We start from the raw sequence: 25134 nt of genomic DNA, 5'->3' as shown, positions 1-25134 counted from the left end.
AGCCGATTGTAGCGCAAGCGGGGCTGCCCGCACTGAAGGCAGTCTTAAATGGCGACAGGACCAGGCTCCAGGGAAACGTGCGCGCCTGCGCTGCTGTTAGACTGGCACCTCGCCTTTTCTTCCTTTTCACCATGCCAGAACATTTGCAATTTGCCGACAGCCGCGTCCTGGGCGAGCCGTTCGCGCAACAGTTATCGAAGCAGCCGCCCGACGGCGCCCTCGCCTGGCTGACCGCCATCCTTGCCACGCAAGCGCCCGCGCTGCGCTCGTCGAACGCCATTCTGCTGGCCTACACGGGCAACCCGGCCGCCATCGCCTGGATCAACACCAATATCGGCTCGCCCGTGGCCGGGCAATGGGGCGTGGCGGCCGCGCTGCTCGACACGCCGTGGCCGCAAATCGTTGACTGGCTGCACCGCGGCGGCCCGCACCGGCTGATGGCGCTCGATACCTTGCTGGCGTACCGCAAGCCGGCCGTCAACATGTCGCCGCTGGAACAGATCGCCGCCCCCGTGCTGCCGCAGGCACCCGCGCGCGCCGAACTGGACGCGGCGCTGGCCGTCTGCCTGGCCGCGTCCGCCACGCCGCGCATCCGGGCGGCAGTGAGCGCCATCACGCAGCACGCCGACGACATCCTGCGCGGCGGCCCACGCGGCGTGGCCGTGGCCGACTTGCCGCGCCTGTACCTCGAGCCGGTACCGTTCAAAGATGCTTCCGCCATCCTGGAGCGGCATGAGACGGTGGTGGGCGGCATGCGGCAAAACCTGCAGAACCTGCTCAAGGGCATACTGTGAACAGGCAAACCCTTGTGATAATCGACTTGAGCGAGATCAACACGCCGAGCCAGCTGCACGCGGCACTGGCAGCCGCGCTGGATTTCCCTTCCTTCTACGGCATGAACTGGGATGCCTTCCACGATGCCATCACGGGCCTGGTGGACATGCCGCAGCAGCTGGAACTGCGCGGCTGGCCAGCCTTTGCCACGCGACTGCCCGCCGATGCAGCCATGCTGCGGCGCAGCCTGGCGCGCCTGGCGCAGGACATGCCGGCCCAGGCGGCGCAGGTGCGCCATGCCTGAGCTTTTACCGTCGATTACTTCGAATAGCCCTGCTCATTGAACTGCCCCGCATCCAGCGTGGCCCAGGCATGGCGGATGCCCCACCACATCAGATAGGCATTGCCGCCGCCGCGCGCGCGGAACCATGGTTTCACGGGGTCGATCGGCCGCACCTTGGCCGGCGGCAAGATCAGCACGCCGCTCGTCTGGCCGGCGTCGCTGGTGCCCGCCACCAGCACGTTCTGGCCAAAGTGATTCGCCTGCGCAATGCCCAGCGCCACATTCGTCAAGGCCGTGGCGGCGCCCATTTCACCCAGCAAGGCCGGCGTATTGAAGGTCTGCCGGAGAAAATCGAAGGCCGGCACCTCGGTCGTCAAGGTCTGCGCCAGGTAGCCGATGCGGTCCGACGAGGCCGGATGCGTGTTGTGCGCGTCGTGGATCACATAGCCGATCTCGGCATCGGTCTTGTGCCCATTCGCGGCCGCCTGCGCCAGGGTCGCCTGCCACGCCTGCACCGTGGGCGGCGGCAAGCCCTTCTGCGCAGTAAAGGCGCCGACCTGCTGCGTGGCCGGATAGCCTATCCACGCCAGCGCATCGCGCTCCGTCTTGTAGTTCGGACCGGCCAATACCAGCAAGACCATGTTTTCATTGATCTGCTCATCCTTGGGAAAACTGGGCGCATCCCAGCTCATCACCCACACCGTTTCCTTCGGATGCGCCTGCAGATAATCGAGGGCGGCCGCCAGAGAGATAAACCCGGCATTCGCGCCGCCGGCTGTGACGCGCACGTCGGGCGGCGTGGACTTGGTCCAGGAGTTGGGGAAACTTGGATTCCCGATTGAAAAAGTATCGATGATTTCTTCGCGCAGGACTTCGCCTGCCTGGATGGAATCAACCCGCTCTGCGGGCACGGTATATTCGACATGGATACCCGCCAGTTCATTCCAGCCTTTTTTGTGTTTGAAGTCGTGGGCGTTATAAAAATAAGTGGGATTGGAAAAATACATTCCATGAAATCTAGCGATCATTTGGATTACATATTTACGATGATATCCTCTGAAAGTACCTGTTAATTTATTTGATGATGCTATATCAGATACATATTTCAATTCCGAAAATTCCTCTGGATATAGTTCCAACATATCATCTTTCTTATTCGATTGCACCTTCCCCATAGTCCATAATAGTTGCCACTCGGTTGAATAGTCCTGACGCTGAAGAGGATTCAACCATTGCAATCCCACAACTTGCGCAGTAAACGGCTTACTGATGTCAGTCGTGTCAACCTTATTTTTATCGGTATTCAACTCCGGCTTGACGGCACAAGAAGATAGCCCTATCGACGCCATGATTGCAGCCAAAGAAGTTACTACATTACTTTTAACCATACCGTTAGCCTTTAATTTTAATTTGCAAAATTTGAAATTACCTATTTTCGCGCAGGTTCTGAATTTTTTCTGGCATTGAGCCCTCTGCCGACTTACTCCATTCCAAAACAGCAACCTCTTTATATTTCCCTTTTTTAATGTATCTATCCAATAATATAAAATCCTCATTACTTTCAAAATATTCAAGAAACCGCCAATCCGCCATCGTCCTCAACTCCCGCAAATCCGTTTCCAACAGATGGCAACAGCCCACGGCCACGTCATACGCCAGCGCCTTTCTGGAATGCTCGCTGTTGGTCAGGATGGTGGAGTGATCGGTGGCATAGGTGCCGACGTTTCCAGCGAGTCCCGCCTGGATTTTCCGATGGCGCCATGCCGTGTATTGCGCGCTCGCCGTCTCGGGACGGTCTTCTTCCGTGACTTGCTTGCCTTTCTCGACCTTGCCTTCGCGCTTGGCCATCATGCGCAGGGAGGCGTGGTATTCGTATTGCAGTGCCGCTTCGCTCTCCTCGTTGCCGCGCGCGGCATCGGTGCGCTGTTTTTCGCCATGCAGGCCGCCGCGCGGTATCGACAACTCGCGCTCGCCATGGAAGGGGTCGCCCTTCGGATGGGCGGCATCCTTGTTGCGATCCCAGCCGTGCGGATGCAGTCCCATGTCAAAGCTGGGGCAGATAGCGCCAAACAACTTCGCCTGCGGGAAGAAGGTCTCTGGCAGGTCGGGCGCTTCCAGCGGGATTTTCCAGTACTTGTCGGGCGAGGCATTGATACGCTGGCGCATCAAGGATATTGCGGGGCATGCATCAATGTTCCGCGTGGCAAGATATCGATGCCGTCGCGCGCCTGGCCCGGCACGCCGCTGGCGTCCACGTGGGCTATCGAACACGCGGGAAACGGCCTCAGGTAATGTGGAAAATTCACTTCCAGCATGGACTCGGTGAAAACATGGCGCGCGTCATCGATCTTCTTGGCCGTGCGGGCATTGCACAAGGCATAGGCCTCGATCAGGCGCTCGATATGCGGGTCCTGGCAACTGTTGCCAGTCAGACCCAGTGCACCGGCCACGCCGGGATAGCGCGCGGCGAATTCCTGCTGATGCGTACGCAACATGCCCAATTCCAGCTCATAATATTTCAGCAATGATTCCATACGTCGGCTCCAGGACAGCACGGGCGACACGGGCCGCCAGGCATAGCGTCATTATTCAACAGCGCTGGAAAAGTAAGTTGCGCAGGAACAATAAGCAAATCCATAACATGGCCGCAGAGGTTGTTCCCTGGCGAAATATGCTTGACAGCCCCGCCCCACTTCCCTTACATTAAGTGCATGTCCTCCTTCAAACATTCCTCCCCTTCCCTGCTGTCGCTATCGCGACTACTGCTAGCACGCGCATAAGTTTGCCGCATTGCTTCGCCTGGTCACACGCCGGCGTGTTTCAAAAACCCTGGAAGGTTTGATGATGTTTGCACCATCCCCATACGTACACGTAATTCCCGCTGCGACCGCCCCTGCTGGCATCGCGGCCGCACTGCTACCGCTACCGATCGCTTGCCTGGCCTAGTGTTGCGTGGCCGCCCGGCAAGCTTGCGCCACAACCATTGATTTCCCCCCTATCTTCAGGAGTACCCGATCATGATGTTGCAAAACCCAGCTTCCAAATACCGCGCCTTTCCTCCCGTCAAATTGACCGACCGTCAATGGCCGAACCAGATCATCAGCAAACCGCCGATCTGGATGAGCACCGACTTGCGCGACGGCAACCAGTCCTTGATCGAGCCGATGAGCGCGGAAAAGAAGCTGCGCTTCTTCGAGATGCTGATCGCCATCGGCCTGAAGGAAATCGAAGTGGGTTTCCCATCGGCATCGCAGACGGATTTCGACTTCGTGCGCAAGCTCGTCGATGAAGGCCGCATCCCGGACGACGTCACCATCATCGTGCTGACCCAGTCGCGCGAAGAATTGATCCGCCGCACGGTGGAGTCCGTCGTCGGCGCCAAGCGCGCCATCGTGCACCTGTACAACTCCGTGGCGCCCGTGTTCCGCAAGGTCGTGTTCGGCATGTCGCGCGAAGAAATCACGCAGATCGCCACCACCGGCACCACCCTGGTAAAACAGCTGGTGGCGCAGCATCCGGAAACGGAATGGGGCTTCGAATACACGCCGGAATCGTTCTCCACCACGGAACTCGATTTCTCCAAGCATATCTGCGACGCCGTCAGCGCCATCTGGAAACCGACGCCCGCCAACAAGATGATCATCAACCTGCCCTCGACCGTGGAATGCAGCACGCCGAACGTGTATGCGGACCAGATCGAATGGATGTCGCGCAAGCTGGCGCGCCGCGATTCCATCATCATCAGCGTGCACCCGCATAACGACCGCGGCACGGCCGTCGCCTCGGCCGAGCTGGCCGTGATGGCGGGTGCCGACCGCGTGGAAGGCTGCTTGTTCGGCAATGGCGAGCGCACGGGCAACGTCGACCTCGTCACTTTGGCGATGAACCTGTACACGCAGGGCGTGCACCCGGGCCTGGATTTCTCCGACATCGATACCGTGCGCAAATGCGTGGAAGAGTGCAACCAGCTGCCCGTCCACCCGCGCCACCCGTATGCGGGCGACCTGGTGTTCACGGCATTCTCCGGCTCGCACCAAGATGCCATCAAGAAAGGGTTTGCCAAGCAACAACCGGACAGCATCTGGGAAGTGCCCTACCTGCCGATCGACCCGGCCGACCTGGGCCGCAGCTACGACGCCGTGATCCGCGTCAACAGCCAGTCCGGCAAGGGCGGCATGGCGTATCTGCTGGAACAGGAATACGGCCTGGTCTTGCCGCGCCGCCTGCAGATCGAATTTTCGCGCGCCGTGCAAGCCGTGGCCGACGCCACGGGCCGCGAAATCGCCGCGCAGGATATCCATGAAATCTTCCAGCGCGAATACCTGGAGCAGGTGGCGCCGTACGCCTATGCCTCGCACCGCATGGTGGAAGACACGAGCAGCGATGAATCCGTGCAGATCGACATCAGCCTGTCGCACCGCCAGACGCCGCTGGCCCTGCAGGGCGGCGGCAACGGCCCCATCGACGCCTTCGTCAATGCGCTCGGTCTCGACATCAAGCTGATGGATTACCATGAGCACTCGATCGGTTCCGGCGCCAACGCGCAGGCGGCCTGCTACGTCGAATTGCGCCTCGATAACGGCCCGACCCTGTTCGGCGCCGCCATCGACAGCAATATCGTCACCGCCTCGTTCAAGGCCGTGCTGTCGGCCGTAAACCGCCGCATCAAGCAGACGGAAGCCGAAAAAACAACAACAGCCGACGTGGCGGCCAGCGCTGCCTGAGGACGGTTTTCCCTCTTGCGCAGGAAAAAAAAGCGGTACGGCTTGATCGCCGTGCCGCTTTTTCATTTCCGTAGAGCAATTGTTGCTGCAAAAGAAGTATCACTCGCCGTATAATCGACTCATAATAAGACCACCGGGGACAGAATGTTAGCTACCGAGGGACTATGATGAAATTAACGGATATGAAGATAGGCGTACGCCTGGGTGCGGGCTTTGGCGTGGTGCTGCTGCTGATGGCGGTGCTGGTACTGACGGGCCTGCTGCGCCTGGACAAGATAGGTGCACTGAGCGACGCCATCATCGAGCGCGACTGGGCCAAGGCCGACGCCATCGCCACCGTCCGCAGCACCACGCGCTCGAACGCGGCGCTGGTGCTGGAACTGTTCATCCATGAGGATCCGGCCCGCGCGGCGGCCATCCACGCGGAAATCGACACCAACAAGGCCACCATCACCAAGGCCCTGGAAATTCTCGACCGCCTGATCGTGCTGCCGGAAGCCAAGGAACTGCTGGCCACCCTGAAACAGCAGCGCAAGGCCTATGTTGTCTCGTTCAGCCAGGCCGACAAGCTGCTGGTGGCCGGGCAGCGCGCGGAAGCGGCCAGGCACGTGCGCGACGACACGCTGCCGGCGCTGAGCCGCCTGCAAAAGACCGTCAATACCCTGAACGACGTGCAGCGCGGCGTGGTCATGCGCGGCGGCGAACAGATACACCAGAATATTTCCATGGCAAATGTGCTGATGGCCAGCTTCGGCGCCGTCGCCCTGCTGCTGGGCGTGCTCTTCGCCTGGCGCGTCACGCGCTCCATCACCGCGCCGATCGCGTATGCGCTGCGCGTGGCGCAAGCCGTGGCCGGTGGTGACCTCAGCAGCAAAATCGTGACTGACGGCAAGGATGAAACGGGCCAGCTGCTGCAGGCCCTGCGCGACATGAACCACAACCTGGCCACGCTGGTGGGCCAGGTGCGCGGCGGCACGGGCACCATCACCGTGGCCTCGAGCGAGATTGCCAGCGGCAATGCCGACCTGTCGGCCCGTACCGAGGCGCAAGCGAGCGCGCTGGAAGAGACGGCATCGTCGATGATCGAACTGACCGGCACGGTGCGCAGCAACAGCGACAATGCGCGCCAGGCCGACAGCCTGGCCCGCTCCGCATCGCTGGTCGCCCAGCGCGGCGGCACGGCCATGGCCGAAGTCATCGGCACCATGGATGCCATCAACGCCAGTTCGCGCAAGATCGTCGACATCATCGCCGTCATCGACGGCATCGCCTTCCAGACCAATATCCTGGCCTTGAACGCGGCCGTGGAAGCGGCGCGCGCGGGCGAGCAGGGACGCGGCTTTGCCGTCGTCGCCACCGAGGTACGCAGCCTGGCGCACCGCTCGGCGGCAGCGGCCAAGGAAATCAAGGAACTGATCGCCGACTCCGTCAGCCGCGTCGACCAGGGCGCGCAACTGGTGAGCCAGGCTGGCACGACGATGGAAGAAGTGGTGGCCAGCGTGGGCCGCGTCAGCGACATCGTCGGCGAAATCAGCGTCGCCAACCACGAGCAAAGCGAAGGCATCGAGCAGATCAATGCCGCCATCATGCAGATGGACCAGACCACGCAGCAAAACGCGGCGCTCGTCGAGCAGGCGGCCGCGGCGGCGGCCGCCATGCATGAGCAGGCCAGCGACCTCGAAGCGCTGGTCAGCCAGTTCAAGCTCGATGACGCGGTCCATGGCAAGGTAGCGGCACGCCCGGCCGCTACTGCCGCGCGGCGTCTGGCACGCCGCTAGCGCCTATTCCACCTGGCGCGCCAGGCGGATGCCGGAAAATTGCCAGCGCGCGCCGGCCGGAAAGAAATTGCGGTAGCTGGCGCGCGCGTGGCCGGCCGGCGTGGCGCACGAGGAGCCGCGCAGCACATACTGGTTCAGCATGAACTTGCCGTTGTATTCGCCCAGGGCGCCCGGCGCCGTGCGGTAGCCGGGATACGGCGCATAACTGCTGCTGGTCCATTGCCAGCAGTGGCCGAACATTTGCCGCAATCCCCCGGCCTGCGTGGCGGCCGCCGGATGCAGCCGGCCGACCTGCACGGCCACGCCCTGCGCGGCCAGTTCCCATTCCGCTTCCGTGGGCAGGCGCGCGCCGGCCCAGTGCGCATAGGCATCCGCCTCGAACAGCGACAAATGCGTGGCCGGCAAGTCCGGCTCCAGCGGCTGCAAGCCATGCAAGGTAAATTCCAGCCAGTGCCCCGCGTCATCGCGCTGCCAGTACAGCGGACATTGCAGCTGCTGGCGGCAGACCCAGTCCCAGCCTTCGGCCAGCCACAGGTGCGCCGTGCGGTAGCCGCCCGCCTCGATGAAGGCGAGAAATTCGCCGTTCGTCACCAGCGCACTGGCCAGTTCGAACGGCGCCACGTATTGCGGGTGGCGCGGCAGTTCATTGTCGAAGCAAAAACCGTCGCCCGCGTGGCCGATCTGCGCCAGGCCGCCGTCGAAGGCGAGCCAGGCCGTGGACTGCGCGTGTGCTTGCGCCGGCGCCACCGCGCCGTCGAGCGCATTGTCCAGATAAGCGGGAAACAGCGCGCTCTGCGCCAGCAGGTGTTTGACATCCGTCAATAGCAGCTCCTGGTGCTGCTGCTCGTGTTCCAGGCCCAGCGCCAGCAGCATGGTCAGCCGTTCGCGCGCGTCGCGCGCCAGCTCGCCCGCCAGCAGGCGCGCGATGCGCGCATCGACATCGATGCGGTAGGCGCGCACCTGCGCCATGCCGGGACGCGTCAGCAAGCCCCGCTGGGCGCGGGGGTGCTTCTCGCCCACGCCGTTGTAATACGAGTTGAACAGCACGCGGAAGGCGGGGTGGAATGGCGCGAACGCCGCTTCCATGCTTTCCAGAATAAACGTTTCGAAAAACCAAGTGGTATGCGCGAGATGCCATTTGACGGGACTGGCGTCCGGCATCGACTGGGCGCCGCAATCCTCGTCGGACAAGGGCTCGGCCAGCCGCAGCGAGTGCTGGCGCACTGTATGGTAATGATCGATCAGCATCTTTTCCTTGTTAATCCCGGATTACTCTGGCGTAAATGACGGCAAACCACTGCTGCGGGTCGGTCCACACTTGCACGGTGGAAAAACCCGCCTGTTCCAGCAAGCCCACGAAACCGGCCCGCGTATATTTATAGCTGTCTTCCGTATGGATGCGTTCGCCTTTTGCGAAACGCCGCTGACCACCTTTCCAATGGACAACTTGCTCGCTGCGCGCTTCCAGGTGCATCTCGACGCGGCTCTCGTCGGCATTGAAAAAGCCGTGGTGCTGCCAGGCGCGCACGTCGAAGTCGGCGCCGACCAGGCCGTTCACGTGGCGCAGCATGTTCAGGTTGAAGGCGGCCGTGACGCCCAGCGCATCGTCGTAGGCGGCATCGAGGATGGCATCGTCCTTGATCAGGTCGACGCCGATCAGCAAGCCGCCGTCGCCCTCGGCATTCGCGCGCAGGCGGCGCAGGAAGGCGATTGCTTGCTCAGGCGCAAAATTGCCGATCGACGAGCCGGGGTAGAAGAACAGGCGGCGCGCGGCGCGCACGCTGGCCGGCAACTCGAGGCCGCTGGAAAAATCCAGGCCCAGGCCGTCCATCTCGATGTGCGGGAAGCGCTGCCGCAGCCGGCTCAGTGATTCACTGAGGAAATCATAGGAAATATCCACGGCCACGTACTGGGCCGGGTGCAGCAGTGGAAACAGGCTGGCGGCCTTGGCGCAGTTGCCCGCGCCCAGGTCGATCAGCGTGCTGCCCGGCCCCACCGCATGGGCTATGTCGGCGCCGTGGCGGGCAAAGATGGCTGCCTCGGTGCGCGTCGGGTAGTACTCGGGCAAGGCGCAGATGGCCTCGAACAGCTTCGAGCCCAGCGCGTCGTACAGGTACTTGGGCGAGGTCCAGGCGGCCGGGGCCAGCAAGCCGGCGCTGATCTCGGCTATCGTTGCGGGAGTGGCGCCGGCCGCCGCCGGGCGGTCGGTGTGGCGCGGATGGGACAGGTGCTGCGCGGGTGGCATGGTCATGGGCTGGCGTCGTCAATATGGGGTTCACGAAGGGCTTGCACGGTCGGCCACCGGGCGCGCCGCCCCTGCCGCAGCGGCTTGCGGGCACCTTTGCCGATGACTTTTTTCCATCATAGCGGAATCCGCGCAAGCCAGCCGTGCGACAGGTAACTTAAGGTCGACACGTGCCGCTTGCCGCGGCAAGCACACAAAAGTGGTATTACCCAGCAAAAATGATAAGCCTGTCGTATACTACACATTGCCGGCCAAACAATCCGCGCGCCATTGCAGTTCCAGGCCCCCCTCTCCCCCGCGTGCCTCCCTTTACGATAGCCATCATCATGCTCGAATTGCGTCATCTGTCGAAGTCCTATGCCAATGCGCGTCCCGTGCTGGCCAACCTTTCCTGCCGCTTCCATGCGGGGGAATTCATCGCCATCATGGGCGACTCCGGCGTCGGCAAGTCGACCTTGCTCAATCTGATTGCCGGCCTCGACACGCCCGATGCGGGTAGCGAAGCGCACCCTATCCTGGTGGACGGCATTGCCATGTCCAGCCTCGATGACGCCGCCGCGACCCGGCTGCGTCGCGCCCGCATGGGCTTTATCTTCCAGGCCTTCCACGTCTTGCCGCACTTGACCCTGCTGCAAAACGTGGCCCTGCCGCTGCTGCTCAACGGCCTGCCGCAGGAGCGCGCCGCCAGCATGCTCGAGGCCGTCGGCCTGGGCGGCCGCGGCGGCGATTTTCCGCAGCAGCTGTCCGGCGGCGAAATGCAGCGCGTGGCCATCGCCCGCGCGCTCGTGCACAGGCCGGCGCTGGTGCTGGCCGACGAGCCTACCGGCAACCTCGATCCGGACACGGCGCACGGCATCCTGCAATTGCTGCGCGCCGAAATCAAGGCCAACGGCAGTTGCGCCATCATGGTCACGCATTCGCTGGCCGCCGCCGAAATGGCGGACAGGACCATGATTTTGACCAAGAGCGGATTACAAAATACAACAACCGTCAACCGATTTGATCAAACAATCAGTTAATTTTACTGACCATATATCACAAGTTTTGTTATCGTAGTATTATTGAAATCACTTGCCTGGTTATCAATGTTTTAAGAGGAATGTTGTACTGCAAATGGTGTACTACGTCACCCGCATGGCCGTATTGCGATGACGAACTATCGCCGGGACCAGTAGCGGTCCCGTCCCTTGCATAACCTAAAGGAGGAGTAAATGAACGTTCGGCAAAAGAAGCTGGAAATGATTGAAGCGATGAACCGGGCGCGCGCGCTCGAACCATCGAGTTTTGTGCCCAACAAGCTGCTCGATACCCTGATCGAAAAGCTGAATCTGAAAAATGATGCGGAACTGTGCCGCGTGCTGGAAGTCCAGCCCCCCATCATCAGCAAGATACGGCACGGCAAACTGTCGGTCGGTGCCACGATTTTATTGCGCATGCATGAAAAATCGGAAATCACCATCCGCGAACTGAAGGAACTGTCCGCCACCCACGTGCATTGAACCGTCTCGCTGTTGTATTGCCATGCCAGGCACCCAGGTCCCCGGCGCCAAGAACTTTTGCCATGAAATTCGCGTAGTTCGCTCACCATAGAGCACAGCACACGAGCACGATACCGAAGAAGCCCAGCCCAAACCATGCTGCTCGTTTCTCTGGCCAGACGCTCGCCGTTCTTCTCCCCCAGCCGCCAGCCGCATCGCCTTTCCGCTCCTGCTTGATCTTCCGCAACACGCATCCGCGCCGCCCGTATCAAGGTCATCTTTTAACTCCGTATTGCCGCCAGCATGCCCAGCGATCCCCTTTTGCCGGCCGCGCTGCCCGTCCTGCGCCTGACGCTCACGCGCGACCCCCATGCCAGCGCCGGCGAGCGCCCCGTGGCGCCCGGCTGGCAGGCCGAGACGCATGTGCTGTCCGGCGCGCGCGGCATGGGCAGCAGCCGCGTCACGCTCGACATCGGCGCCGACGACGTGGTCGAACTGCTGCTGTGCGATGGCAGTTCGCTGCTGGCCGGCAGCCTTGACCTGCCGCGCTACCTGGGCCCCGCCGCCGCGCGCGACGGGGAGCCGGCCGCCATCGAGGTAGGCCTGTCCCTGCATCCGCAAGGCGCGCGGCCGCCGCCCGGCGCCAGCCGCGACGGCCTCGGTGCCTGGATGCTCAGGGCGCTGCGCGTGTACCGCAGCGGCGCCGGCGCCATGACGGCGCTGGCGGCGGCCGGCGCCTTCCAGGACCGCCAGCTGGAGCATCGCCTGGGCCTGTACCGCTGCGGCATGGAGGCCGGCGCCATGACGCCCGTGGCGAGCCTGCCGGCCGGGCCGGAACCGGTGCTGCTGCTATTGCACGGCACGGCGTCGTCGACCCAGCGCAGCTTTGGCGCCCTGTGGCGCCACGGCCTGGCGCCGCAGCTGGCCGCCCTGTACGGCAACCGCATCTATGGCTATGAACACCGCAGCCTCAGCGAAAGCCCGATCCAGAACGCCCTGGCGCTGGTGCGCCTGCTGCCGCCGGGCGCCGTGCTGCACTTGCTGGCGCATTCGCGCGGCGGCCTGGTGGGCGAACTGCTGGCGCGCGCGCAACGCATCGACAGCCGCGGCGCCGTCGACCTGGCCGGCGACGGCCTCGGACGCCTGAGCGAAAACACGGTGGGCGGCGAAGCGTTCAACAGCCACGACATCGAACACTTCACGGCCCAGTCGCGCCTGTGCGGACGCAGCGGCCATGAGGACGATGCGGCGCGCCTGTGCGAACTGAACCTGGAATTGAAGACGCGCGCCATCACCATCGCCCGCTTCGTGCGCGTGGCCTGCCCCGCGCGCGGCACCACGCTGATGTCCGGGCGGCTGGACCGCTGGGCCAGCGTGATGTTCAACCTGGCCGTGCTGGGCCTGCACGGCGATGGCGCAAACGCGCCGCAGGCCGATATGCTCGATGGCGGCACGCCCTTCCTGCTGGCCCTGGTCCGGCAGCGCTGCGACGCGCGCATCCTGCCGGGACTCGAGGCGATGATGCCCGACTCGCCGCTGCTGGCCCTGCTCAACGCGCCCGACGTGCGCGTGGCCAGTCCGCTGCACGTGCTGGCAGGCGACTGCAGCGGCGACAGCCTGCTGGGCTGGCTGAACGATTGCCTGGGCGACCTGTTCTACGGCGGCCAGAGCGACCTGGTGGTCAATTGCGCGTCGATGGCCGGCGGCGCCACGCGCACCACGCCGGTGCTGCAGCTGCAGCTGCGCGGCCCCCGCGTGCATCACCTGAACTACTTCGAGCGCGCGCCGTCCAGCACGGCCACCCTGCAGGCGCTGGCCGGCGACGACAGCGCCTACCAGGCGCTGGCCGGCCCCGAGCATGGCGTGCTGGCGCGCGGCGGCGAAGCGCCGAAACGGCGCGAACATGCCCCCATCGTGCTGCTGCTGCCCGACATCATGGGCAGCCACCTGCAGGTAGGCAGCAACCGCATCTGGTTCGATCCCGTCAACCTGGTCGAGGGCCGCATCGAGCGCCTGGCGGTCGGGCAACCGCACATCGTCAGCGCCGGCTGGCTCGAGTCCTGCTACGAACCGTTTGCCCAGTTCCTCGCGCAAAGCCGCGAAGTGCGGCCCTACACCTACGACTGGCGCCTGTCGCTGCAAGACGTCAGCGCGGCCTTCCTGCCCGTGCTCGACGAGGCCTTGCGCGACGCGCAGCGGCGCGGCCAGCCGCTGCAGATCGTCGCCCATGGCATGGGCGGGCTGGTGGCGCGCCTGGCCCTGAAGGACCGCTGGACGCACCTTGGCGCCATCGCCGGCAGCCGCCTGCTGCAGGTCGGCACGCCCAACCGCGGCACGCTGGCGATGGTGCAGGTGCTGCTGGGACGCGACCCGCTGGTGCGCATGCTGGCCAGCTGGATAGGCTGGAAGCATACGCGGCGCCAGTTCCTCGGCTTCGTGCGGGATTTCCCCGGCGTGCTGGAAATGCTGCCGTGGCCACGCGCGCAGCCGACGGCCGGCGATATCGATTATTTCGACCCGGCCGCCTGGACCCTGCTGGCCGCAGGCGACCGGCAAGCCGGCCTGCCCGGCGGCTGGCAGGCGCCGGACCCCGGCGCGCTGCGCGCCGCGCGCGCCACCGTCGATCTGCTGGCCGCCGCGCCGCCCGACGCCCGCTACTGCAGCTACCTGGCCGGCTGCGCCGACACGCCGCAAGCGCTGCGCCTGCGCGACGGCGCCATCGAGGTGGCCTGGTCCCCCGATGGCGACGGGCGCACGGCGTGGCAAGGCGCCATTCCGCCCGGCGTCGAGGCCTGCTACCTGCCGCTCGCGCATGGCGACCTGCTGCTGCACAAGCCGGCCTATGCGGCCATCGCCGGGCTGCTCGACAGCGGCCACGGGGGGCAACTTGCCCGGCAGCCGCCGCATGCGCCAGGCGGCGCCCCGCCCCGCTTCCGGCCGCATGCGCCCGACGCGCCGCCGCTGTATCCGCAGCCGCAGGAACTGCTCGACGCCGCCATCGGCGCGGCGCGTCCGCCCGCCGCGCCGGCCAACGCGCGGCCGCGCCTGAGCATCTCCGTCATCCACGGCAGCATGGCCTCGGCCGACGCCCCCGTCATGAGCGGCTGCTACGCATACGAGTCGCTGCGCGGCAGCATGAGTTTTCTCGACCGCCTGCTGGCCGGCAAGCTGCAGGAAATCCACGCGCTGGGGCGCTTCCCGCAGCGGCCGGACTCCGCGCTGGTGGTGCTGCAGCCCGACGCGTCGCGACGGCCCGGCGGCGCCATCGTCATCGGCCTGGGTCCGCTGGGCGAACTGACGCCAGGGGAATTGACGCGCGCCTTCGCTGGCGGCCTGCTGGAATACGCCTGCGTCTGCACGCAGGTGCGCGCCGCACAGCACGGCGCGGCGCCGCCGCCGGGCGGGCACGGCTTGCGCGTGGCCAGCCTGCTGTCCGGTTCCGGCTACGGCGGCCTGAGCATCGCACTGTGCGCGCGCGCCCTGATCGACGGCGCGCGCAGCGCCAACCGGCGCCTGGAAGACGCGGGCATGGCCTGCCGCATCGGCCACATCGCCATCTACGAACAGTCCGAGGCGCGCGCCATCGCCGCCGCCGTGGCCATCGAGCAGATCATGACCGAAGCGCGCTACCAGGGCAGCTTCACGTTCGAGCGGCGCATCCGCCACAGCCCCGGCGGCTACCGGCGCATCCTGCCCACGCTGAGCGGCGACAATGGCTGGCGCCGCGTGCAGATCGTCGCCGCGGATCTCTCCGGCGCGCTGCGCTTCACCGTGCTGACGGACCGCGCCCACAACAGCGTCGACGAGGAGCCGAACCAGCGGCAAGCCGTCGATGGCCTGATCCTGGATGCCACCGACAACAGCACCGACCAGCCGGGCCTGTCGCGCGCGCTGTACGAACTGATGCTGCCCAACGGCCTGAAGGCGGCCATTCCCGAGATGCGCGGCCTGGTCCTGGCCGTCGACCAGAGCGCCGCCATCTATCCGTGGGAACTGATGCGCGACGAGGCGGGCAGCGAGGAAAGCCCGCTGTCAACGCGCATCGGCATGGTGCGCCAGCTGGCCAGCCTGCGCGAACAGCCGCCTGCCGCCAGCCCGCCCGGCAACGGCGTGCTGGTGATCGGCGACACCGATTCCGGCCTGCCCGAACTGCCGGGCGCCCAGGCCGAAGCGCAAGACGTGGCACGCCTGTTCCGCGCGCACGGCTACCAGGTGCGCGAACTGCTACGGCCGCAGGCGCAGCAGGTGCTGGTGCAGCTGTTCGACGAGCGCTACTTCGCCATCCACCTGGCCGGCCACGGCGAGGTGGCAGGCCCCGGCATCGCGCATACGGGACTGGTGCTGGGACCGAAGACGCGCCTGACGGCGGCGCAGGTCGGCAAGCTCAAACGGGTGCCGCAATTCGTCTTCATCAATTGCTGCCACCTGGGCGACATGCGCCAGGACGCCATCGCTCCCTGGTCCAAGCTGGCCGCCAGCCTGGCCACCGCCTTCATCGAAATGGGCTCGCAGGCGGTGATCGCGGCCGGCTGGCGCATCGACGACCAGGCGGCCAGCATCTTTGCGCACAGCCTGTACCATGCCATGCTGGGCGGCGAATTCTTCGGCGATGCCGTGCGCCTGGCGCGCGAGGCGGCCTACCTGCAATTCCCGGCGTCGAACACCTGGGGCGCCTACCAGGCGTATGGCGATGACCGCTACCGCTTCCCGAATACGCAAAGCCGGCCGTGGCAGGCGCCCGCCTACCATTACCACGGCCACCTGCTGGCCGACCTGGAAACCCTGCACGCGGGCCTGGCGGGCGCCGATGCGGCACGCCGCGCGGCCATCGAGGACAGGCTGCGCCGCATCGAGGACGCCGTGCGCGCACGCTTCTTCGGCTGCGCCGACATTCGCGAAAACATGGCCGCCACGCGCGCCGGCCTCGGCGGACTCGACAACACTTTGCGGGCCATCGAACATTACCGGGCGGCGCACAGCGCGGCCGACGGCAAGGTCGGCCTGCGCGCGCTGGCGCACCTGGCGGAACTGGAAATCCGCCAGGGCGCGGCCCTGTGCGGCCTGGATGCGGGTGCCGGCATCGACGTGCCGGCCGTGCCCGACAAGCCGCAGGGCCGGCAATTAATGCAAGACGGCAAGCATCATATCGACCTGCTGATCGCCTTGGCGCCCACAGCGCAGCGCCTGGCGCTGCTGGGCCGTTATTGGGCCTTGCAGGCGCGGCTGCAGCATGCCGCGCAAGCCGCGTACACGCCGGCGCTGCGCGCCATGCACGATGCCTGCTCGGCCGCCCTGGACGAAGCGCGGCTGCGCAGCGGCACGCCCGACTGCGACCTCACCTTCCAGTTGCTGACGAGCGCCCTGCTGCTGCATAGCCACGGCGACGACCGCGCCTGGCGGGCCTTGCACCCGCGGCTCGACGAACTGCTGCACGACGCCATCGGCCATGCGCGGCAGCGCCATGCGGAAGAACACCGCGCCATCGACGCCGGCGTCCCCGTGCGCGCCGCGCTGATGGCGGCGCTATGGCACGCCCAGGACGGCGTGCCCTTCGATGCAGATGCGCGGGCATCGTTTCTCGCGCTGTACCGCGACGCCGTGCGGCGCCACGGCAGCATCGGCGAACCGGAAGCGCTTGGCGCGCCCTTGCGCTTCCTGCTCGAACTGCTGCCGCCCGACGGCGGCGAAAACGGCTTGCGCAGCGCGCTGCAGGCGCTCGACGGCCAGTTGCGGCAGTAGCTAGCCGGGCACCACGCCGTAGTGGCGCGCATAGCGCTCGTCCAGATTCGCCAGCGGCATCATCATGAACATGTCGGCGCTTTCAAAATCGGGGTCCCACGCCGGTTCGCCGCAAATCCACGCGCCCGAACGCAGGTAGCCCTTGATCAGCGGCGGCACTTGCGGCTTTTGCGCCGCTTCCACCTGGTGGATGGGGAAAGGCAGGTGCGGCGTGACGCGGTACTCGCTTGGGGCCATGTGCTTTTCGGCCAGCGCCTGGTACACGGCGACGGCGTTGTGGCCGCCGTCGGCCAGGCTGATGCTGGCGCAGCCGACCAGGTAGTCGCAGCGCTCGCGGCGCATGTATTCGGCCAGGCCGGACCACAACAGCATGATCACGCTGCCGCCGCGGTACTTGGGATGGATGCAGGCGCGCCCCGCTTCAACCATGCGGCCGCGCAGGTTGTTCAGGCGGCTCAGGTCGAACTCGTTTTCCGAATACAGCCGGCCGATCTTGGCCGCCTTGGCCGCGCTCAGCACGCGGTAGGTGCCCACCACCTTCAGGGTATCGGCGTCGCGCACGATCAGGTGATCGCAATGCGCGTCGAATTCATCGCTGTCGAGGCCATCGGCATTCGCCAGCGAGCTCAATCCCATGGTCTCGATAAACACCTTGTAACGCAGACGCTGTACTTCGCGCAACTCAGCGGCTGTAGTGGCCTGGCTCAGCACCAGTTGCACCGGCCGGGCCTTGGCTTCGTTTGACACGCTTATGTTTTGCATGGTTTCATCCCCTGTGATCAAGACGACTCCAGCGTACTTGTCTAATATGTCAGGAAAATGACAGCCGAATGTCATTTCCATGACGCAAGTCAATACCCTGCAGGCTGCGTGCAGAATTACCACACTCGCCCAGCCGGAAGAGAGGATGAAAGACCAGGCCGGCAGCCGGACGGCGCTGCTGGCACACACCGGGGACGACGGCGTGGCGCGCCGACATCGGAATCGGTGCCGCTGCCGCTGCCAGCGGCGGGCGTTCAGATGCGGATAGCCGGCGTGTAATCGACCCAGGCATCCTGGCGGCAAAAGCCCACCAGCTTCATGCCCGCCTGCGTGGCGATGGAAACGGCCAGCGAACTGGGGGCGGAAATCGTCGCCAGCAGCGGGATCTGCATGCGCGCCGCCTTGCGCGCCAGCTCGTAGCTGCCGCGGCTGGACAGGAACACAAAGCCGCGCCGCATGTCGATAGCGTGCAGCGCCAGATGGCCGATCAGTTTATCCAGGCCGTTGTGGCGCCCGACATCCTCGAACACGTGCACGATATCGCCATCGGGCGTGCACCACGCGGCCGCATGCACGCCGCCCGTCTCGCGCATCAGCGCCTGGTGTTCGCGCAAAGCGCTTGATGCGCGCGCCAGCGCGGCGGGCAGGTCGACCCGGATCAGCGCCGGCGGCAGCGCTTCCGGCAGCAAATCCAGCATTTCCAGGCTGTCGATGCCGCACACGCCGCAGCCCGTGCGGCCCGTCAGCGCGCGGCGCCGGTCCTTCAGGCGCACGAAGTCCTCCTGGGCGATGGTCAACGCCACTTCGGCGGAGTCGGGACGCAGCAACACTTCGCAATCGAAGATGGCGGCAGCCGATGCCACCACGCCTTCCGTCAGCGCGAAGCCGCAGGCAAACGCTTCCAGGTCGCGCGGTGTGGCCATCATGACGACGTGGGAAATGCCGTTGAAGACCAGCGCGACGGGAATTTCCTCGGCGACGTGGTCAAAGGCAGGGGTGGAGACGCCCGCGCGGTGGCGGACGATGGCGCGCGCGACGAAGCCGGCGCGTTCAACAGGGGTTTCTTCTGACATGGCAACCATGGGGAACTATCACAGGCCCCATGGTAAACCAGAACGGCCAGGCAGGGGGCGAGCCCTGCCCGCGCCATCAATCCTTCTTCGGACGGCCGGTTTTGAGCTGCGGCAGGCCGGCCAGCACGTTTTGCAGCGTCGCCAGGTCGATCTGGCTGATCAGCGCCACGCCGATGCGCAGCAATTCGCTTTTCTTGATCTCGAAACCGGCCTTCAGGCACGCCTTCTTGACCTGGCCCAGCACTTCATACTCGGCTTCCGGCATGGTGAAGCTGTCGCGCACCAGCTTGGGCTTGCGGGCTTTTTCTTTCACTGCAGCAACTTTGGCGACCGGCGCCTTCTTCGCGGCAGCCGGCTTGGCGGCGACTTTCACGGCTGGCTTGGCGGCGGCCTTGGCGACCGGCTTGGCAGCAGCCTTGGCCGCTGGCTTGGCTGCTGGCTTGGCGGGCGCCTTCGGCGCCGGCTTGGCCGCCACCTTGGCAACGGTTTTCACGGCCGGTTTGGCGGCCGGTTTGACAGCGGCCTTGGCCGCTGGTTTGGCGACGGCGGCCTTGGCAACTGGCTTGGCGACGGCGGCCCTGACAGCGGCAGGCTTGGCAACGGCCGGTTTTGCGGCCGCCGTTTTTGCGGCGGCGGGCTTGACTGGCGCCGCAGGGGCGGCCTTGGCGCTGGCGGCGTTGATCGAGGCGCTGGTCGGGAACATCGAAACGGGGGCAGCGGCGTCTTTTTTCACGGGTACGATTTTAGTCATGGATTTTTCCAATTTAAAAGAATATAAACAATATATACTGTTTTTTGAAATCTTGCTTGCTGCACATCAAGTCCCGGCAGTATGCACCCTGCCTACGCGCTCGCGCGTATGGTGAAATCGACCCCCACCTCATCCCAGAACTCCTGTTCCTTTTCGATCCAGAACGACACGGTCGGGTGATGCGCCACCCAGTCGCGCTTGATGTCGAGATCGATGCGGCTCTTCATGCGCAGGCGCAATTCGCTGAAGTCGGCTTCGATGCGCGCATGCATGAGCAGGATGGACAGGCGCAGCGCCAGCACGGCCTTGGCGAAATCGGCATCGGCCAGCACTTCGCCGATCTTGCGCAGATTGCCCTTTTGCGCCAGGATCAGGCGGCTCATGATCTTCTGTTCGCGCGTGGTGAAGCCGGGCAGGTCGGCGTTTTCAACGATGTAGGCCGCATGCTTGTGGTAGCCGGTCTGCGAGACAGCCAGGCCGACTTCGTGCAGCAGGCTGCTCCAGCGCAGGCATTTCACCAGCGCGTCCGAGGTGGGCTTGAGCTGGGCGTACATGGCCAGCGCCTGCTCGGCCACCCTGCCGGCGCGGCGCTGGTCGATATGGAATTTCTCCATGCAGCCCTGCACCGACTGCTCGCGGCGGTCGCGCTTGGTCGAGCGCAGGTACAAATCCCACATCACGCCCATGCGCAGGCCCGCCTCGATCGGCGTCATGACGGGAATCGCCAGTTCGCGGAACAGGCCGATCAAGATGGCCAGGCCGCCCACGATGGTGCTGGCGCGGTCGGGACGCAGGCCGGGCATGTCGATGCGGCTGGTGTGGCCCAGTTCAATAAAGCGCAGCACCAGCGCATCGAGGCTGGGGCCGGACAGCAGGCCGTCGCCCAGCTTGTTGCGCGCGATGATGTCGGCGATGGTGCGGATGGTGCCGGACGAGCCATATGCCGTCTTCCAGTACTGCGGGCCGAATGGCGGCGCGCCATCCTCGAAATGGCTGCGCGCCGACAGGATGGCCGCCTCGAACGACGGCGCGTCGATGCGCCCGCCGATGAAGAAGGAAAGGCTTTGCTTGACCGTGCCCAGGCTGAACGACTCCACGCGCTCGATATCCTGGCCACGCCCGAGTATCAATTCGGTCGAGCCGCCGCCGATATCCATCACCAGCCGGCGTTCGCCGGGAATGGCCAGCGAATTGGCCACACCCATGTAGATCAGGCGCCCCTCCTCCTCGCCCGAGATGATCTCGATCGAATAGCCGATGGCCTGTTCGGCCAGCGGCAAAAAGACGGCGCCATTGCGCGCCACGCGCATGGCCGAAGTGGCCACCACGCGCACGGCATCGAGTTCATAGCCGGCCAGGATGGCGCGGAAGCGCTGCAGGCAGGCCAGCGCCGCCTGCATGGCCGCGTCGGTCAGGTCGCCGTTGGCATCCAGTCCGGCCGCCAGGCGTATCGGGTCGCGCACGCTTTTAATGACGCGGATGGTGTCGCCATCATGCCTGCCGACGTGTAAACGAAAACTGTTGGACCCCAGGTCCACCGCTGCATACATACTAGCCTCTTGTCTTGTCATTGCCACTTTGCGCCAGTATGCGGAAAAGTTGACAAACTATATAAATCATTTAAACGATTTAAAAATCCTACCACACTACCGCCATCGTATGACAGCGGCGTGACAGGATTGTGACAAAACGGCGGCCCGCCGCGATGCTTAGGGCACGATGGTGGTAAACAGATAGACGGCGAAGATCACCAGGTGCACGGTGCCCTGCATCACCGTGGTGCGGCCCGTGCCCAGCGACAGCGTGGCCACCATCAGCGACAGCAGCAGCAGGACCGTCGACTTGATATCGAGTCCCAGCGTGATCGTCAGGCCCGTGGCCAGCGACACCACCACCACGGCGGGAATCGTCAGGCCGATGCTGGCCAGCGCGGAGCCGAGCGCCAGGTTCAAGCTCGTTTGCAGGCGGTTCGCGCGCGCCGCGCGCACGGCGGCCAAGCCCTCCGGCAGCAGCACGATGGCGGCGATGACGATGCCGACCAGGGTTTTCGGCGCGCCCATGGCGGCAATCGCCGTCTCCAGCGCGGGCGCCAGCGACTTGGCCAGCAGCACCACGGCGCCCAGGCAGACCAGCAGCGCGCCGGCGCTGACCCAGGCCACCGTCGGCGTGGGCGGCGCCGCATGCACCTCTTCGTCGCCGACGGCTTCCTTGGGCAGGAAGTAATCGCGGTGACGCACCGTCTGCACCAGCACGAAGGTGCCGTACAGGACCAGCGAGATGACGGCGATGAAGATCAGCTGGCTGGAGTTGTAGTACGGTCCCGCCGCGCTCGAGGTGTAGTTCGGCAGCACCAGGGTCAAGATGGCGATGGCCGCCAGGGTGGCCAGCGAGGCGCTCACGCCCAGCAGGCCGAAAGTCTGTTCCCTGTGGCGCCCGGCGCCCAGCAGCAGGCAGATGCCGACGATGCCGTTCAGGATGATCATGATGGCGGCAAACACGGTGTCGCGCGCCAGGCCCGTCGTTTCCGGCCCGCCGGCCAGCATCAGCGAGACGATCAGCGCCACCTCGATCAGCGTCACGGCCAGCGCCAGCACCAGCGTGCCATATGGTTCGCCGATGCGGTGCGCCACCACTTCCGCGTGATACACGGCGGCCAGCACGCTGCCGATCAGGCCTACCACCAGCAGGATCTGGTAGGCGCCGCCGACATTGAACGTGGAACCGAACAGGAACAGCCAGCCGGCAAGGGGGGCGGCAAGCGGCCATACAGGCAGGGATTTAAGCATTTTCATTATGGGCCTGGCAAGAGTAAAAAAGGGGAACTGCGGTGCGGACGACATGAGGGACCCAGCGTGCATCCCACAGCATAACTTGCTTAGCTTAAATGAAAGTTAGAAGCATCACGCATCGGGCGTGGCGCGCTCCTGCGCTTCCATGACGCGGTTGCGGCCCGCCTGCTTGGCCGCCTGCAGCGCCTCGTCGGCGCGCTTGAACAGGCTGACGGTGCTGTCTTCGGCGCGGATGGTGGTCACCCCCAGGCTGGCCGTCAGCTGCAGCACGGCGCGCTCGGTCTTGACGGGCAGCGCCGCCACCGCGGCGCGGATGCGCTCGGCCACCATCAGCGCGTCGACCAGGTTGGTACGCGGCAGCTGGATGGCGAATTCGGCGCCGCCCAGGCGGCCCATCAGGTCGCTGTCGCGCAGCTGCTGGCGGCAGGTGTCGACGATGGCCTTCAGCACCGCGTCGCCGACCGGATGGCCATAGCTGTCGTTGACCCGCTTGAAATGGTCGATATTGAGCACCACCAGCGCCGTCGGCAGGCCGGGCCGGCGCGCCAGCGCCATCCACGGCGCCAGCGCCTGGTAAAAGCCGCGCCGGTTCGGCACGCCCGTGGCCGTGTCCAGCACTTCCAGCCGCGCCAGCTCGCTGCCCAGCTTTTCGCGCGACAGCAGCAGGTAGCCGAAGCCGTTCGTCAGCATCATCAGGTAGAGCGCGCCGAAGCCGGCCAGCTGCATCAGCTCCGCGTCGAAACCGGGCATGCTGGCGGCCAGCACGCCGCGCGCGGCGATCAGCAGCGACAGTATGCCCATGCTGACGACGAGGAAGCGGCGCAGCATGCTCGCTTCGCGCCATTTCAGGCACAGCGCGGCCACGCCCGACAGGAAGAAGCCGGCGACGATCAGCGAGCCGCCCGCGCTGCGCAGCAGCGGCGCCACGTCGAACAGGTAGCAGGCGGCGAACAGCGCGATGGCCACGCCCAGCGCCGGCAGCAGATGGCGGCGCCAGCCGCCGCGCCCGGCCGCCTGCCACAGCGCGCCCGCGTCGAGCGCCATGCCGGCGAACAGCAGGCTGTTGCCCAGCAAAATGGAGAGGAAATCGGGCAGCACGCCGCGAAAGTACAGCAGGCACCAGGCGATGGCCTGGCATTGCTTGGCCACCGCCCAGGTGGACAGGCTGAGCGACTTCTTGCGCTCGTATTCGAAGAAGAACAGGGCCGCGCACAGGCTCAGATTGCCCAGCGCCAGCGCCAGTACCAGGGTCTTGATATCCATGGGCTACGCTATCGCCGCCACGCGGCGGCGTCTCATGTCAAATTTCGTGCTCGACATTGGTGCTGCCGTCCCCCACCTTGCTGGCCCAGGCCTGCACGAAATACTGTTTTTCCACCTCGGTGGGCACTTCATGCCAGAAGACGATCAGGGTACCCTTGTGATCGTGGATCTGCGCCACTTTTTCGATAAAGCCGAAATTGGCGGCCTGGTCGGCCAGCGCCGCCGCATAGCCATACACGCGGGTGAGCCGCTCAATGCGGTCGGGCTCGGTAAAACTATTCGTGGCCGTGATAATGGGGTGATCCAAAAACATGCTTGTCTCCATGGTGCCCGAGCGGGCGGCCTGGCCGCCACGCGTCGTGTAATGCCCTGCATTGCATCCGGAACCAGGTCCCGGACTGCGCGTCAGACGGCAGGTGGCCAGCCCACCGCCGCCGCGCCCTGCGGACTGTGCGGATTATAATCGGGTATGCTCACGGGAGCTTATCAGATTTCTCTGAATGCAACAAAACATCGCACAGAATCCAACCCAGCCAAGCCAAGCCATGCCGGACACCACGGAAAACAGCCTCGACCTTCCCCTGGTGCACACCTGCGGCGACCGGCGCCGCCTGGAATTCAGGCCAGGCATGATCCAGAGCGAAATGCTGCTGTCGCGCCCGGACCACCTGCTGCTGCGCTACGCGCGCGCCATGATGTGCTTCACCCTGTTCGTGCCGCGTCCGAGGCACATCCTGATGGTCGGCCTGGGCGGCGGCTCGCTGCTGAAATTCTGCCACCGCCACCTGCCCCAGGCGCGCATCACCGTGCTGGAATTGCGCGCCGACGTGATCGCCCTGCGCGAACAATTCATGGTGCCGCCCGACGATGCGCGCCTGCGCATCATCGAAACCGACGCCGTCAGCTATATCCGCCAGCACCCGGGATGCGCCGACGTGCTGCTGCTCGACGGTTTCGACGAAACGGGCCTGCCGCCGGCTCTGGGCAGCGCGCGCTTTTATGCGGACTGCCTGCGCGCGCTGCTGCCCGGCGGCGTACTGGTGGCCAACCTGTTCAGCTATGACGAGCACTACCCGGCCATGCTGGCGCGCCTGATGCTGACCTTCCGCGGCGCCGTGTGCCACTTCGATGGCATCGCCGGCAATAACCGCATCGTCTTCGCGGCCAAGCCCGGGCGCGATACGCCCGGGCGCGCCCTGCGCGTCGTCCGGCTGGTGCGCTGGCGCCGCCTGGCGCGGATGGCCGTGCTGAACCGCCTGCTGCCGCCATGGCAGCTGTGGCGCCTGCGCCGCCGTTCGCGCCAGGCGGCACCAGGCGAGACTCGCCCGGCGCAGTGAGCCAGCCTGTCGCGTATTATTGTTGCTTATTGGCACTGAGTGGGCGCAAAATCAGCACTGTTGCTAGCGTTTATGACAAACTACGGCCTTCGCGGGGCCGGCAGGCGCCGCGAAACGATTGTGTCCATGAAGTGAGAT

At 65.2% G+C, this 25134-nt stretch carries 20 protein-coding genes; 8 read left to right on the top strand and 12 right to left on the bottom strand.

Going from position 1 to position 25134, the window contains the following annotated elements; translation table 11 throughout:
- The first annotated feature begins 131 nt into the window (after nucleotides 1-131).
- Nucleotides 132-794, top strand: a complete 663-nt coding sequence (locus tag AC3RCJ_RS12085) for a hypothetical protein (protein WP_492963135.1) — start codon at nucleotides 132-134, stop codon at nucleotides 792-794.
- A 14-nt stretch (nucleotides 795-808) separates the two neighbouring features.
- Nucleotides 809-1078, top strand: coding sequence for a barstar family protein (locus tag AC3RCJ_RS12080; protein ID WP_492963133.1), 270 nt, complete (start codon nucleotides 809-811; stop codon nucleotides 1076-1078).
- Nucleotides 1079-1092: 14 nt separating this feature from the next.
- Here AC3RCJ_RS12080 and AC3RCJ_RS12075 read toward each other — a convergent pair whose 3' ends face one another.
- From AC3RCJ_RS12075 to AC3RCJ_RS12065, 3 genes are all read right to left on the bottom strand, one after another.
- On the bottom strand, nucleotides 1093-2064 hold the full coding sequence (locus tag AC3RCJ_RS12075) for a hypothetical protein (RefSeq protein WP_492963131.1): 972 nt from the start codon (nucleotides 2062-2064) through the stop codon (nucleotides 1093-1095).
- A gap of 418 nt (nucleotides 2065-2482) precedes the next feature.
- A complete protein-coding gene (locus AC3RCJ_RS12070; protein ID WP_492963129.1) occupies nucleotides 2483-3223 on the bottom strand; it encodes an effector protein Tle3 domain-containing protein in 741 nt (246 codons plus the stop codon).
- Nucleotides 3223-3591 carry a type VI secretion system baseplate subunit TssF gene (locus AC3RCJ_RS12065; RefSeq protein ID WP_492963127.1) on the bottom strand — a complete coding sequence of 123 codons (369 nt, stop codon included), beginning with the start codon at nucleotides 3589-3591 and terminating at the stop codon, nucleotides 3223-3225. Before AC3RCJ_RS12065 ends, AC3RCJ_RS12070 begins: the two co-directional genes overlap by 1 nt.
- Before the next feature lie 483 nt (nucleotides 3592-4074).
- Here AC3RCJ_RS12065 and leuA point away from each other — a divergent pair, with 483 nt between their 5' ends.
- Entirely contained in the window at nucleotides 4075-5781 is a 1707-nt protein-coding gene (gene leuA / locus AC3RCJ_RS12060) for a 2-isopropylmalate synthase (protein ID WP_492963125.1), read from the top strand.
- Between the two features lie 182 nt (nucleotides 5782-5963).
- The gene (locus tag AC3RCJ_RS12055; protein ID WP_492963123.1) at nucleotides 5964-7559 is read left to right on the top strand and encodes a methyl-accepting chemotaxis protein; all 1596 of its coding nucleotides are present in this window, start codon (nucleotides 5964-5966) and stop codon (nucleotides 7557-7559) included.
- Between the two features lie 3 nt (nucleotides 7560-7562).
- Here the strand turns inward: AC3RCJ_RS12055 and egtB are convergent, their stop codons facing one another.
- Nucleotides 7563-8807 (bottom strand): ergothioneine biosynthesis protein EgtB, encoded by a 1245-nt coding sequence (gene egtB / locus AC3RCJ_RS12050; RefSeq protein WP_492963121.1) that lies wholly within the window; start codon nucleotides 8805-8807, stop codon nucleotides 7563-7565.
- Between the two features lie 10 nt (nucleotides 8808-8817).
- Nucleotides 8818-9810, bottom strand: coding sequence for an L-histidine N(alpha)-methyltransferase (egtD, locus tag AC3RCJ_RS12045; RefSeq protein WP_492963119.1), 993 nt, complete (start codon nucleotides 9808-9810; stop codon nucleotides 8818-8820).
- A 320-nt stretch (nucleotides 9811-10130) separates the two neighbouring features.
- On the opposite strand from egtD, the gene AC3RCJ_RS12040 reads away from it, so the two are divergent.
- The 3 genes from AC3RCJ_RS12040 to AC3RCJ_RS12030 all read left to right on the top strand — a co-directional run bounded on the left by AC3RCJ_RS12040 (nucleotide 10131) and on the right by AC3RCJ_RS12030 (nucleotide 17021).
- Nucleotides 10131-10823 (top strand): ABC transporter ATP-binding protein, encoded by a 693-nt coding sequence (locus tag AC3RCJ_RS12040; protein ID WP_492963117.1) that lies wholly within the window; start codon nucleotides 10131-10133, stop codon nucleotides 10821-10823.
- 192 nt (nucleotides 10824-11015) lie between these two features.
- On the top strand, nucleotides 11016-11303 hold the full coding sequence (locus AC3RCJ_RS12035; protein ID WP_492963115.1) for a hypothetical protein: 288 nt from the start codon (nucleotides 11016-11018) through the stop codon (nucleotides 11301-11303).
- Between the two features lie 282 nt (nucleotides 11304-11585).
- Complete coding sequence (locus AC3RCJ_RS12030) at nucleotides 11586-17021, top strand: CHAT domain-containing protein (protein WP_492965592.1); 5436 nt, start codon at nucleotides 11586-11588, stop codon at nucleotides 17019-17021.
- On the opposite strand, the gene AC3RCJ_RS12025 is transcribed toward AC3RCJ_RS12030, so the two are convergent.
- From AC3RCJ_RS12025 to AC3RCJ_RS11995, 7 genes are all read right to left on the bottom strand, one after another.
- Nucleotides 17022-17783, bottom strand: a complete 762-nt coding sequence (locus AC3RCJ_RS12025; protein WP_492960240.1) for a GNAT family N-acetyltransferase — start codon at nucleotides 17781-17783, stop codon at nucleotides 17022-17024.
- 254 nt (nucleotides 17784-18037) lie between these two features.
- Nucleotides 18038-18865, bottom strand: coding sequence for a formate dehydrogenase accessory sulfurtransferase FdhD (gene fdhD, locus AC3RCJ_RS12020; RefSeq protein WP_492960238.1), 828 nt, complete (start codon nucleotides 18863-18865; stop codon nucleotides 18038-18040).
- A gap of 67 nt (nucleotides 18866-18932) precedes the next feature.
- Nucleotides 18933-19607, bottom strand: a complete 675-nt coding sequence (locus tag AC3RCJ_RS12015) for a hypothetical protein (protein WP_492960236.1) — start codon at nucleotides 19605-19607, stop codon at nucleotides 18933-18935.
- Nucleotides 19608-19699: 92 nt separating this feature from the next.
- The gene (locus tag AC3RCJ_RS12010) at nucleotides 19700-21157 is read right to left on the bottom strand and encodes a Ppx/GppA phosphatase family protein (protein ID WP_492960234.1); all 1458 of its coding nucleotides are present in this window, start codon (nucleotides 21155-21157) and stop codon (nucleotides 19700-19702) included.
- A 159-nt stretch (nucleotides 21158-21316) separates the two neighbouring features.
- Nucleotides 21317-22399, bottom strand: a complete 1083-nt coding sequence (locus tag AC3RCJ_RS12005) for a calcium:cation antiporter (RefSeq protein ID WP_492960232.1) — start codon at nucleotides 22397-22399, stop codon at nucleotides 21317-21319.
- A 108-nt stretch (nucleotides 22400-22507) separates the two neighbouring features.
- Nucleotides 22508-23659 (bottom strand): GGDEF domain-containing protein, encoded by a 1152-nt coding sequence (locus AC3RCJ_RS12000; RefSeq protein ID WP_492960230.1) that lies wholly within the window; start codon nucleotides 23657-23659, stop codon nucleotides 22508-22510.
- 37 nt (nucleotides 23660-23696) lie between these two features.
- A complete protein-coding gene (locus tag AC3RCJ_RS11995; protein WP_492960228.1) occupies nucleotides 23697-23972 on the bottom strand; it encodes a hypothetical protein in 276 nt (91 codons plus the stop codon).
- Between the two features lie 232 nt (nucleotides 23973-24204).
- Here AC3RCJ_RS11995 and AC3RCJ_RS11990 point away from each other — a divergent pair, with 232 nt between their 5' ends.
- Complete coding sequence (locus AC3RCJ_RS11990; protein ID WP_492960226.1) at nucleotides 24205-24996, top strand: spermine/spermidine synthase domain-containing protein; 792 nt, start codon at nucleotides 24205-24207, stop codon at nucleotides 24994-24996.
- Nucleotides 24997-25134: the final 138 nt, after the last annotated feature.

It is taken from the genome of Janthinobacterium sp. GW822-FHT07H11 (assembly GCF_058798615.1).
Note: the sequence above shows the minus strand (reverse complement) of the source record. Positions and strands in the feature narration are given on the sequence as shown.

Coding starts and splice junctions, on each gene's coding strand:
- AC3RCJ_RS12085 (WP_492963135.1), top strand. CDS start 132: ATGCCAGAACATTTGCAATTTGCCGACAGCCGCGTCCTGGGCGAGCCG.
- AC3RCJ_RS12075 (WP_492963131.1), bottom strand. CDS start 2,064: ATGTATTTTTCCAATCCCACTTATTTTTATAACGCCCACGACTTCAAA.
- AC3RCJ_RS12070 (WP_492963129.1), bottom strand. CDS start 3,223: ATGCGCCAGCGTATCAATGCCTCGCCCGACAAGTACTGGAAAATCCCG.
- AC3RCJ_RS12065 (WP_492963127.1), bottom strand. CDS start 3,591: ATGGAATCATTGCTGAAATATTATGAGCTGGAATTGGGCATGTTGCGT.
- leuA (WP_492963125.1), top strand. CDS start 4,075: ATGATGTTGCAAAACCCAGCTTCCAAATACCGCGCCTTTCCTCCCGTC.
- AC3RCJ_RS12055 (WP_492963123.1), top strand. CDS start 5,964: ATGAAGATAGGCGTACGCCTGGGTGCGGGCTTTGGCGTGGTGCTGCTG.
- egtB (WP_492963121.1), bottom strand. CDS start 8,807: ATGCTGATCGATCATTACCATACAGTGCGCCAGCACTCGCTGCGGCTG.
- egtD (WP_492963119.1), bottom strand. CDS start 9,810: ATGACCATGCCACCCGCGCAGCACCTGTCCCATCCGCGCCACACCGAC.
- AC3RCJ_RS12040 (WP_492963117.1), top strand. CDS start 10,131: ATGCTCGAATTGCGTCATCTGTCGAAGTCCTATGCCAATGCGCGTCCC.
- AC3RCJ_RS12035 (WP_492963115.1), top strand. CDS start 11,016: ATGAACGTTCGGCAAAAGAAGCTGGAAATGATTGAAGCGATGAACCGG.
- AC3RCJ_RS12030 (WP_492965592.1), top strand. CDS start 11,586: ATGCCCAGCGATCCCCTTTTGCCGGCCGCGCTGCCCGTCCTGCGCCTG.
- AC3RCJ_RS12025 (WP_492960240.1), bottom strand. CDS start 17,783: ATGCAAAACATAAGCGTGTCAAACGAAGCCAAGGCCCGGCCGGTGCAA.
- fdhD (WP_492960238.1), bottom strand. CDS start 18,865: ATGGTTGCCATGTCAGAAGAAACCCCTGTTGAACGCGCCGGCTTCGTC.
- AC3RCJ_RS12015 (WP_492960236.1), bottom strand. CDS start 19,607: ATGACTAAAATCGTACCCGTGAAAAAAGACGCCGCTGCCCCCGTTTCG.
- AC3RCJ_RS12010 (WP_492960234.1), bottom strand. CDS start 21,157: ATGTATGCAGCGGTGGACCTGGGGTCCAACAGTTTTCGTTTACACGTC.
- AC3RCJ_RS12005 (WP_492960232.1), bottom strand. CDS start 22,399: ATGAAAATGCTTAAATCCCTGCCTGTATGGCCGCTTGCCGCCCCCCTT.
- AC3RCJ_RS12000 (WP_492960230.1), bottom strand. CDS start 23,659: ATGGATATCAAGACCCTGGTACTGGCGCTGGCGCTGGGCAATCTGAGC.
- AC3RCJ_RS11995 (WP_492960228.1), bottom strand. CDS start 23,972: ATGTTTTTGGATCACCCCATTATCACGGCCACGAATAGTTTTACCGAG.
- AC3RCJ_RS11990 (WP_492960226.1), top strand. CDS start 24,205: ATGCCGGACACCACGGAAAACAGCCTCGACCTTCCCCTGGTGCACACC.